This is a genomic window from Allobosea sp. P4_E12 (assembly GCF_056401655.1).
In genome coordinates, this window is record NZ_JBFUIY010000072.1 from 1 (window position 1) to 11,214 (window position 11,214).

Here is an 11,214-nt window from a genome sequence, read left to right on the forward strand (position 1 = left end):
CATGGATCGTATTGCCCACAATGCCTACCGCATCGAACTCGCCGGCGAGAGCATGCGAAAACGCCAGTCGCAGAGCCCTCCAGCCACGATCGCTTGACCGTCAAATCCATCCACGACAATCATCACGAACGACCCAGGCAAATCACCTCGCACCTGCCGGCTTCAAATCGGAATGGGGTGCCGGAATGAAATCGGAACAGGGTGCCGAATTCATATCGGAATTGCCCGCCGAATTCGTCGGAATCCGCAATTTGGATTAGCAGTTACTGCGATGGGGCTGCTTTTTGGCTCGGAGGCCAACGCGAACTGCGTCTCGGGGCAGTTGCAGCGTGTTGGAAATGAGTGCCGCCTAACCTTGGAAAATGGTTGCAGCACAAGGCAAATTTGCTTTGTCGGCATCCCAACCTATGCGAGCAACGGACAACTCTATCCGAATGGATACACATTGAGGCTCTCGCCCGGACAAGAACGTTGGCATGGCGCGACTGGAGCAGCTTGTGGACGCGCCACGTGGGAGTGCCGGACGGAATAGAGCCTGCTCTCTCTCCGCCGGTCGACCAAAGTAGCCGCCGCCTGGACATTTCCACGCCAGGACTCTCGAGAGTTTCCTCGCTGAAATCGCTCGCGCGGAACGCCAGCAATTGGAGAAGTGATCATATTGCGAACGGAGCCAATCTCCGGATGAAATCAGCTTGGGACTGGCAGCCCGTCTTTGCCAGGACCTTCTTGAGCTGTGAGCGAACCGTTTCGCGTGAGACGCGGTGTTCGGCGGCGATTTCGTTGACTGAGAGGCCTTCAAGAATCCGGCTAGCCACAGTCGCCTCAGCTCGCGTCAAATCATAGAGTTCGCACAGGAGCGAAGCTTCAATCCGCAGGCTCCCATGCGACGTCGTTGCGACCAGCATTGCCTGAGCACGTGAAAAGATGTCGAGTGCCCGCCGTCGGATAGGTAGGATATGGATAATGAAAGCTGACCTGTCATCCCGACGTGGAACTGGGATCGACCGGGTATCGCCGAGGCTATCCGACGCAAGTTCGGCGAGAGCTTTTTGTAACAGCGCGTTCGCACGAACGTCATCGAGGGCGATCTTATCCCAGGCGCGGATGGCGACCTGTCCCAGCAGAGACTCAAAACTCGGATTGGTAGCTAAGACATTGCCGCGGCCGCTGACCAGTGCGGCCGGAGATCCGGTCCGTTCGAGAGCATCCAGGCTGGCCTGCGCACGCTGCATCTGAAGCTTGGAGGCAAGCACCGCCGCTCGGGCCAAGTGGGGGCGGACGCCGTCGAGAACTTCGACTTCGCGTCGCGAAACCGGACCCAGCTCGAATTTGCGCTCCAGTGTGAAGACGATGTTCTCACCGGACGACGCGCGAACATGCGTCGCGGTTCCCCAGCCAAACCCCTCCGGGTACAGGAAATCGCGGTACATCGTGATGTTGGCCAATTCGTCATCTGCAAAGAGGTCGTGATCAGTCACGAAGCCGGTACCACCATGTGCCAGCAAGCCTGCCATACGGGCATTTCGGTTCATCCAACCCTGTTCCATGAAACGGTCGAAGACCGGCGCGAATTCCTTGCAAGTGACCCAGTTGGTCCCAAGTTCAGAATGCGAAAACAGCAGCCCTCCGGTACAGCCGGCGATCTGGGCTAGTCGCGCAATTGCCGTGGGCCAAACCTCAGGCACTGCGGCAGCCTCGTAAAGCATTGCGACGGCGTCACTGAATTCGTGCGCATCCAACATCGACCATACCTCCCCCGCCTTCGAGATGCGGCACCGCTAAAAATTCGTCAATCATCACCCTGCCGGGGGATGCGTCTCGACGAACATTGGCCGTCGCGTGTGTCCTTCAGTCAGTCGTGGCAAGGTGGCTGCTGATTGCCGCCTTCTGCCGAAAGCGTTGAGGCCAGGTCGCGCGTTATTGCTACGGCAGTCTGGATCGCGGCTGATCGGTCAAGGACATGTTCTCCGTTCTTTTCTGCGGTTGGCTCGTCAAGCATTGTGTAGATCAGATAGCGGGGAGCCTTCATCGGAAAGGCAACAACTGCGTTGCTCCGGATCTTGTTCGCAACGTAACGACCGTTGACCACCTTCTCGTCGAAACCCGCTTTGGCTCCGAGATCGAAGGCCTCCAGATCCCTGAGTTGCACGAGATTGTGTGCCTCTCCCCGGAGCATTTCGCGCATGGTCCGAGCCGTCTTTTCTGAGAAGACAGTGGCGCCGCGGATTCTTGGCGCGTTCGGGTCGTGCTTGCGGAAAGTTGGAGAAACACGCCGGCCGCAATTGATGATTCCAGCGACTGCCGCAGACCAAGCCAAAGGGGTTGCAGCAATCCCCTCTCCCGATGCGGCGGGAAATGGCGATGGCGCTTCCTGTCCGGCGTCAATCTCGACTTCCACCGCCGAAAGCCCATCGCCATGGTCGTGTGCAGGAGAGGGAGGCGCCAGGAGGCGAGGCCCAAGGTTCCCTTGATTAGCTAGCAAGGGAGGGCTGCTCTCCAGTGTCTCAAGCCGGATGGTATCGAGCAAGCCAAGTTCTTCAATCTTCGCCGGAAGGGCCCTTGGCCCAATCTCAAGGGCGGCATGGGCAAGACTGGGACCTGCAAGAGTGGCGACCAAATTCCGCAGGCTTTCTTCTCGATCAGAGTGGTGGAACACGCCATTCCAACCATAGCCGTCAATCACGGGAAACCGTGATTCAAGTCTATATCCGCTTTCAAGCAGCGTCGCAGCAGCGATCAAATGAGAAATGCCACGCGCCTCGTCAACGCCAATCGTGGCGCGGTTCATGTTCCCCCTCTCAAGGGCATCAAGCGGCTGATCGCTGCGGAAACGCGGCGCGGAAGTGAGAGCCAGGATTTCTCCCGTGCGCACGTCAAGCACGAGGGCGGCTCCTGCGGTCGCGCGGCTTTGCGCGAGAGCTCTGTCGAGATGCTCGTTGGTCTGCCGTTGCAGGCGGGCGTCGAGACTGGAAATCCAGGGGCCGGAATGGCCTTGCAATTCACGCTCGATGCCCCGCTCAAGCCCTGTTATCCCACGTCCATCGATATCGAGTGCACCCAAGACATGGGGCGCCAGCATTGGATCTGGATAGGCGCGCCCGACCTCGAGCCTGACTTCGAATCCTTTCAGGTCTAAAGCCAGGATCTTGTCAGCGCTCGCCTTATCGATACCACGGACCACCCAAGCAAAAGGCACCTTCGACGCTAGGCGCTCCTGTAGGTCGATAACCCTGAGGCTTCCGACGATCTGCTGGATGAGGTCCGCCGCGCGAGCAGCGTCCAACCTGTCGCGCACCCCGTTGGCTGCGATCGAGTAGAGCCACTGTGGCTTCACCATCTCGACGCCGTTCCGGTCCGAAATAGCGGCGCGCGCCGGCATCACGAGCAGCTTTGCCGCTTGGCGAAGCGGATAGCCTGAACCAACGGTGGCATATCCGATCGCTCCCAGAATTCCCGCCAGCGAAGCAGAGGCTCCGACGCCAATAAGGAACTTTCTGCCCTTTTTCATCGATTGCACTTCCAACTCGATCCCATGGCGATAACGAAATGGCCTTCTGAAACGCGGCTCGGATCGAAGGGCCTGGCCACACCCGCTTCGCCTCACCGAAAATCCGTTCGGCCAGCGCGGCACCGGCGGCGCATTGCGCGACCGGATCCTTCGCGGACCGCTTCATTTTCCTTGACCGCACGATCGACGGTGTTGAGGTCGCTGGCTAACGGCCGCTGAGCCGGGATTCCGATCCGGCCGTGCAATCGGCTAACTTCGCCCACTGATCAAGGCGAGCATCAGCGCAAGGGGCCCCCGCCAAGGCCGCATGATCAACTTTTGTTAGGAGAAGGCACGAGAAGATGGTTCACGCCTCAAGCGAAGATGAATCCGACCAGGACAATGGTCAAGCCAATCGGAGCTCGGGACAGAAGCTCTGCACCCCTTGATGTAACTGCGTTCCGGCAGCGCAAGGCGGGATGGCGTTGGGCCGGGGAACAGCTCACCGGCACCGCATAGTCCGCTTGCGAATCGGGCGACCGTCATCATGGTAACCGACGATCACCCGGCGCGTGACGCAGAATAGGTCGTTGCGGCCATCGTCATAGATGACGCGACCGGAGTTCCCGTTGACGATCAGCAGGCGGTCCTCGCTCGCGCTGATCTCTTGAGGCGCGATGAAGTCCTCGGCGCCATTTTCCAGCAACGTCGCGGCCCAGACCGCGCTATGAAGGCTGACAAAGGTGAAGGCAGCAAAGCCGAGGGCCGACGCAAGACGTCTGGTCATGGTGAATACCCGGTTCCAATCATTGGCGGGCTCGACGGCCCGGTAACCGGCACGATGCCTCTGAGCGGCATCTGGCGGTAGGCCCGAAGCCTCCCATCCGATTGGGGGGGAGCAATGGGACGGGCAAGCGCGCTCCTTACCCGGATTGGGGCTATCCGCTATACATCTGCTAACCTAGCGAAATAAATGAAAATCATCGCCATCACGGAAGATTTCAGAACGCTAAGCCTCATTTTAACCTGTCCGCACGTGGCGAACATTGTCAAAATGCAAGGTAAGAGCAGTCATGCCGGTTGATTGTAGGCAGGCGCTGAGCAAGCTCGGAGAGGCCGCCGTTTCTCTGCTTTTTGGCGAAATGCCCGCGAGGGCGGCTGCCCCAGCTCAAATGCGAGACCTGGCCGTCGAGGCGCCGCATCCGGCGGGCACCAGGTCGCGGCCGTCCCAGCACCTGTGCTGCTGGTCAATGTCCGTCTGATGCCGGTTGGTCCCTCGGCGGAACGCGAAACCGTCGCTGGACATCTTCTCGTTCGCAGGGAGCGTCGGACAATGCGGGCAGCCCGATTGAACACAGCCGTCCGGCCCAGATTGCTAGCGATGGCCATCCTCTGCTTGGCGCCAATCGCCCCTGCCAGCGCCTCGGACCGGGCTCTTTGCCGGAAGGACGCCATCGACGCAGCAGCGATTGCGGCCTGCAGCCGCATCGTCAGCGACCCGAGTGTGAAAGTCCAAAGCAAGGCTCGTGCGTATTTTCATCGTGGCAACGCCTACGCAGCGAATAGCGACAAGGAGCGCGCACTCGCAGACTATGACGCGGCCATTCGCCTCGATCCAACCCTCGCCGACGCCTACTACCGGCGCGCCAGCGCGCAAACCGTTAGGGAGCGGGCACTAGCCGACTATGACGAGGCCATTCGTCTCAACCCACGTTCCTCGGACTTCTATTTCATGCGGGGCACGGTCCATCTCCAAAACAACGACCATGACCGCGCCATCGCCGATTTCGGTCAGTCGGCCCGACTCGATCCGGGGCAGCTCATGGCTTACGCCAAGCGCGGGGAAGCCCATGTTGCGAAGCACCAGTACGACCACGCGATCGCCGACTACACACATGTACTACGTCGCGCTCCGGGCTTCGAGGCTGCCTACAGGCGACGCGCCTACGCCTATGTCCAACGCGGTCTCGCCCATACCGGCAATGGCAATAGCTCCGCCGCGATCGCCGATTTCGGCAAGGCCATCAACGATGACCCTGGCCTTCTCGACGCCTACCTTCATCGGGGCGATGCCCAATTCGACAAGAAGGCCTTGGCACGCGCGCTTGCAGATTACGACGAGGCCATCCGCCGCGATCCCATGTTTGTCGCAGCTTACAACAATCGTGGCTTCGCCTACTCTGCGAAGGGCGACCACGCGCGCGCCATCGCGGATTTCAACGTGGTGACCCGTCTCGACCCTGCCTACCCCTACGCTTATCGTCACAGGGGCAATGCCCATCTTGCCATCGGCAATCGCGCCCAGGCCATGGCAGATTTCAATGAGGCGATCCGCCTCGATCCCAAATATGCCAAGGCCTTTCGGTCGCGGGGCGGGGCCTATCTTGCCAATGGAGACTATGCGCAGGCGCTCAGTGACATGGAAACCTATGTCAAGCTGAAGCCAGAGGATCCGGAAGGTATCGCAGTTGTCAGGCGGCTACAGAAGCAGCTTGCCGCGAAGCCAGCGCCTGAAGCCCCCCTCGCGCCGCCGCCCGTCAAGCCGGGATGGATTGCTCTCGTGATAGGCAATGCGAGCTACCGGGCGCAGAAGGAGCTCGCCACTCCGCTCAACGATGCCGCAGACATGGCCAAGGCGCTCACGGAGCTCGGGTTTCAGGTCGAGAGGCTTGCTGATGCCGATGCCGATACGATGCAGCGCGCCCTGACGGCATTTGCGGCGACTGCGAAGTCCGCGACGGTGGCTGTCGTCTTCTTCTCCGGACAGAGTTTCACGCTCGGAGGCGAGAGCCATCTGCTAGCGACTGACGTTGCATTCGCCGCCGACGGCACCGTGCTCGTTGGCGCGGTGCCCTTGCGTGAGGCAATCGGTGCGGTTGCATCTCATGGGCGACTGGGTCTCGTCATTTTGGATGCGCTCCCTCATCCCAGCATGCCTGGCAGCAGTCACCCGCTGGCGATTCCTCCCCTGGCCGGCATCCGCGTCAAGCCTCGGCACTTCGGCTCGTTGGTTAATATACCCAACGACATCCTCGTCATCGATGCAGGCCAGCAGAGAACCGGCCAATCGGACGAAAGCTGGCACAACTCGCTCTTCACGCAAGCTCTTCTGCGCCGCATTGCAACTCCGGATCTCGGGCTCGGAACGCTCCTCGCCCTGGTTGGCAATGATGTGGCTCGCGAAACCTTCTATTCGCAACAGCCCGTCATCTACGGCACACTGGGTGGCGCTGACATCATGCTCAACGAAAAGCTGACTCGATAAGCTTGAGATCGGATCAGAATATTGTCTTTCGTAGGAATTGATGGATCTGTATCCGATGCTGAAATACCTGAAGCGCTCCGTCGGCCGGGGTCCAAACCGCCGGCCTCCACCGATCCGGTCCAGCGAGTTGCGGGAGGCGACGCGAACAAGACTGCTGCGTGTCGCCGTGCCGGTTGGCCTGGCGATAGCCGGCCTGGTTCGTGCGACGCTGCCAACCGACGCACAGGACGCAGATCTCGTTCTATGTATGAATGTCGACGACCGCGGGGTCGGAGACACGATTATCGCGGCCTGCTCGCGTATCCTGGCAGGAACGGCGAGATTTTCTGCTCAGGATTTCTCAAGAATTCATCAGAGGCGCGCGCTTGGCTACTTGGCGACGGGCAACGCCGACCGCGCCATCACGGACTGCGACGAGGCTGTCCGCCTCGATCCCCAGAATGCCGACGCCTATTTACTTCGCGGCCATGCCTATTCGGATAAGGGTGATGGCGACCGCGCAATTGTCGAGTACAACCAAACCATCCGGCTCGATCCAAAGCGGCTGGCTGCCTATAATAATCGTGGCTTCGCTTACTGGGCCAAGCACGATAACGACCGTGCCATCGCTGACTTCAATGAGGTGATCCGCCTCGATCCAGGATATATTTATGCCTACCATTACCGTGGCATGACCTATTTGAACAAGAACGATGAAGCTCTCGCGCTCGCCGATTTCAATGTAGCGATCCAGATCAACCCTAAATATATATATTCCTACAACATCCGCGGCATGCTCTATACCAACAAGGGCGACCATGACCGTGCCATCGCCGATTTTAATGAGGCGATTCGGCTCAATCCCAAATATGGGTATGCTTACAAGCATCGGGGCTATGCCTATTCAGGCAAGGGTGACCATGAACGTGCCATCGCCGATTTCAATGAGGCCATCCGCCTCGATCCGAAAGACTTCGAAGCCTACATGGGTCGCGGCAATGCTTACTCTGCCAAGAACGACGGCGACCGTGGACTTGCGGACATGGACGCCGCCGAGAAGATCAGAGATCAGAGTACTGATCGCCGAGCCGAGGAATGGCGCCTTCGCACCGTGTTAGCTCCGAGAGAACCAATCACGGTGACCGTCACGGCTATCCCCATCCCACAGGGTGAACTGCTACCTACCCTACCTCCGTCGACGGCGGTACCCGGGCAGCGCCGTGTCGCCTTGGTGATCGGCAACGACGGCTATCGCCAGATCGACCGCTTGTGGAAGGCGCGCGGCGATGCCGACGCGATTAATGCCACGCTGAAGACCATGGGCTTCGAAACCACCTTGGCCCATGACCTCGACAATGTCGGTTTCGCGCAGGTGCTGGACCGGTTCGTCGCCAGCCTCGAGCCAGCCGACACCGCCCTGTTCTTCTTCGCCGGCCATGGCGTCGAGATTGATCACGTGAATTATCTGCTGCCGACCGACATGCCCAATATCGACCCAAGGCAGACTCAGTTCCAGCGCTCGGCCTATAAGGTGCGTGACATCGTTGACCGGATCCGCCAGCGAGCAGTGCGGGTCGCGATCGCCGTGATCGACGCCTGCCGCGACAATCCCTTGCGCGCCGCTGGGCAGCGCGGCAGTGCTACGCGGGGGCTCGGACGCATGGAAGCGGAAGAGGGCGAGTTCCTGTTATTCTCCGCCGGTCCCAGGGAGGCAGCGCTCGACCGTCTCAGCGATAGTGATGCTTCCCCGACTTCGGTCTTCACTAGAGTGTTCGTCAAGCATCTCCAGACGCCCGGCGCCAGCTTGGTCGATATCGCAAAGAGGACGCAGAGCGAAGTCCGAACGCTTGCCCGCACGGCACAGCGGTCGCATGCGCAATTCCCCGACTACTCCGACCGGATCGACGGCAACTTCACCCTCGTTCCGCAACTCCAGCCGGCCGTCGTAGGCACGGGAGGCCCGCCCTCAGCGGACCAAACGGAGTTCGAGCTCGCTCGTGCGATCGGCACCGCAGCGGCCTGGGATGCCTTTCTCGCCCGGAACCCCACAGGATTCCTCGCCAACACGGCCCGCTGGGAACGAGAGAAACTGGTGCGGTAGCGGCCGCTGCGATCATCATGGAACGTCCGGCGCAAGTCTACGAAATGTCGCAACAGGACCAGCCTAGCCTCGCCGGCCGGAGATGGTCGAACCGTCAGTTACACGACTATCGAGGGAATGACCCGCATGCATAGCTCAGCCGTCTTGAAACGCCGCCATTTCGCTGCCCCCGGTCGCACGTTGTTTGCGTCCGCAGTGATCACTCTCCTAACGACATCCGGCGCCTTCGCCGCACCGGAGGATAGCCATGGCGCCTCCCGCGCCGAAGCGCCGAGCGGCATCGGGATTGTGGGCGGAACGCCGGCCAAGCCAGGGCAGTGGTTGAGCCTGGTTGCGGTGTACGGCAAGCGGGAGGGGCACGCGGCAAGGTATTTCTGCGCGGGCACGGTGATCGGCAGGGAATGGGTTCTAACCGCCGCCCATTGCGGCGCAGCAATGAAGAGGCAACCGGACTCGACGACCTTCTTCATTCGGGAGGGTATGAACGAACCGAATGGCGAGGGCCGTCGGAAAGTCGCCATCAACGCCAACCAGGTCATCATCCATCCCCGATACGATCCCCGGCTTACGCAGAACGACGTCGCTCTGCTCAAGCTCTCCGGGAAGAGCTCAGCATCACGGCAGAAGCTCGCCAGCCGCAACGTTGGAGCAACCGCGCTCAAGCCCGGCCGCAAATCGACCGTCGTCGGCTTCGGCGCGATCCAATCAGATGACACAGCCTCGATGCCCGTGCACCAACTCGACGTGCCGATCGTCGAACAGCGTGACTGTCGCGGGGTCTATGGAGCGGATAAAATCACCGGTGCAACCTTCTGCGCCGGTTTGAAGGAGGGTGGCCGGGACGCCTGCAGCGGAACCGGCGGCGGTCCACTCCTCATGCCTCACCGCAATGGCGAGCAAATGCAGGTCGGTATCGTCAGCTGGGGCAAGGGCTGTGCTGAGCCAGGGCACCCCACCGTCTACGTCCCGGTCGGGCAGTTCCAAGATTGGATCAGGGCCAATGTGCGCGATGCCGTATTTACCGACAGGTCGAACCCGAGCGCAGCCCAGTCGATCAAGGGTAACAATGATGGAAGTGAGGAAAGGATCGAGACGCGGTAGTTTCGCCGCAGAGTCGCTGAAACAGTCTGACAGCGGGCCTACGCGAGGCCCGCGCGACCTCTCCGAATAACACGACGTCGAACGATGAGCAGGTATTTCAGGCCGGCTCCATCTACAGATGCACAGGTGTGAGTGAATCAATTTGAAGCGTTTCGAAGCGATCTGAAACGCTTCGAAACGTTTCAAGATGCTTCGAATTGCTCCCATCCGGTTTCGCCTTTGGCGACATCCGGTTGCTATGACCGGGGCATGGGACAGGCAAACGTCAATGTTTGGGCTCGGCGGTTTGCCGAGGATTTGAATGCCGCGGGGACGCGCATTCTCTTCGAGCGTGTCGTCGCCCGGCATCTCGACGATCTGGGCCGGCTTCGTGAGCTGGGTTTGTCATGGCCGGCTCTCTCCGGGGCCCTGATTCAGGCGGGGGCACGACGGGCAGACGGCTCTGGCATTTCGACCGATCAACTCCGGGCTGCGTATTCTCGCCTCATGAAGCGAAACGGCCGCGGCGCAAATCCGCAGCCCAAGCCACGACGCGCTACGTCTGTCCGGCCCGGCGAGGCATCCGGCCGGCCCAGTATCCCTGCCGTGATCACGCCCGCCCAGCTCCGCAATCGCATCGGTGCGATCCGGGAGACGATGCGGCGGGCCCGCGACCTTCGCAGCGATCAGGACGAAGGCTGACTCGCTGCTCTTTCTGAATAGGCCCCTACCGCTAAAAACAGGAATACGCTTGTGCTTGCCCTCCCTCCATTCCGCGGAAAATTGTCAGAAGAGGTCCATAATCCGCATGAATATCGCGCGAGCCTGTCCATAATTCGGGATCCATATACCCCGCGAGCGCAAGTGACCCTGATCTTCAACTCTGCGTTTCCTCCCCCGCCAGCGAATGTTGGTTTCCCAATCGAAAGCATCGCTCCGCGCGCCAGCGAAGAATGGGAAATTGTCGGAATGACAGAGGCCGAAATCGAGAGCCGTTGTTTGCCGTTTGATGAACCCGCCATGGCGGCATTCCGGCAAGGTCGACCGGTGGTATGGGTCTGGGACCCACTAGCGGAGCTGTCCATTGGTCGTCAGGAGCAGTCCCGGCTCACGAACGCCATGCGCGATGCATTGGCTGCAGAAACGCAGAAGGCCCTTACGGTCGTCACTGTGATTCGGAATCGCAACGAACCGCGACGGCGCGGCGTGAGTCGCCCGGACGTTTCTGCTGCATTCCAAAGGAAATATATAGATAAAGTTATTATCGATGGCCAATGTCAGGAATATGAATACGATAATCCC

7 protein-coding genes are annotated in these 11,214 nt (G+C 60.2%); 4 read left to right on the forward strand and 3 right to left on the reverse strand.

Annotation, left to right across the window (positions count from 1 at the left end):
- Nucleotides 1–653 precede the first annotated feature (653 nt).
- The 3 genes from AC1DW9_RS35270 to AC1DW9_RS35280 all read right to left on the reverse strand — a co-directional run bounded on the left by AC1DW9_RS35270 (nt 654) and on the right by AC1DW9_RS35280 (nt 4,274).
- Entirely contained in the window at nt 654–1,742 is a 1,089-nt protein-coding gene (locus AC1DW9_RS35270) for a helix-turn-helix transcriptional regulator (protein ID WP_476775474.1), read from the reverse strand.
- A 110-nt stretch (nt 1,743–1,852) separates the two neighbouring features.
- Nucleotides 1,853–3,517 carry a penicillin-binding transpeptidase domain-containing protein gene (locus AC1DW9_RS35275; RefSeq protein ID WP_476855349.1) on the reverse strand — a complete coding sequence of 555 codons (1,665 nt, stop codon included), beginning with the start codon at nt 3,515–3,517 and terminating at the stop codon, nt 1,853–1,855.
- Between the two features lie 472 nt (nt 3,518–3,989).
- Nucleotides 3,990–4,274 carry a hypothetical protein gene (locus tag AC1DW9_RS35280; protein ID WP_476775476.1) on the reverse strand — a complete coding sequence of 95 codons (285 nt, stop codon included), beginning with the start codon at nt 4,272–4,274 and terminating at the stop codon, nt 3,990–3,992.
- A 594-nt stretch (nt 4,275–4,868) separates the two neighbouring features.
- Here AC1DW9_RS35280 and AC1DW9_RS35285 point away from each other — a divergent pair.
- The 4 genes from AC1DW9_RS35285 to AC1DW9_RS35300 form a co-directional block, all read left to right on the forward strand.
- The gene (locus AC1DW9_RS35285) at nt 4,869–6,752 is read left to right on the forward strand and encodes a tetratricopeptide repeat protein (protein ID WP_476775477.1); all 1,884 of its coding nucleotides are present in this window, start codon (nt 4,869–4,871) and stop codon (nt 6,750–6,752) included.
- Between the two features lie 40 nt (nt 6,753–6,792).
- On the forward strand, nt 6,793–8,832 hold the full coding sequence (locus AC1DW9_RS35290) for a tetratricopeptide repeat protein (protein ID WP_476775478.1): 2,040 nt from the start codon (nt 6,793–6,795) through the stop codon (nt 8,830–8,832).
- A 195-nt stretch (nt 8,833–9,027) separates the two neighbouring features.
- Entirely contained in the window at nt 9,028–9,933 is a 906-nt protein-coding gene (locus AC1DW9_RS35295; RefSeq protein ID WP_476775479.1) for a serine protease, read from the forward strand.
- Nucleotides 9,934–10,776: 843 nt separating this feature from the next.
- The coding region (locus AC1DW9_RS35300; RefSeq protein WP_476855348.1) for a hypothetical protein at nt 10,777–11,214 on the forward strand (438 nt) is incomplete at its 3' end.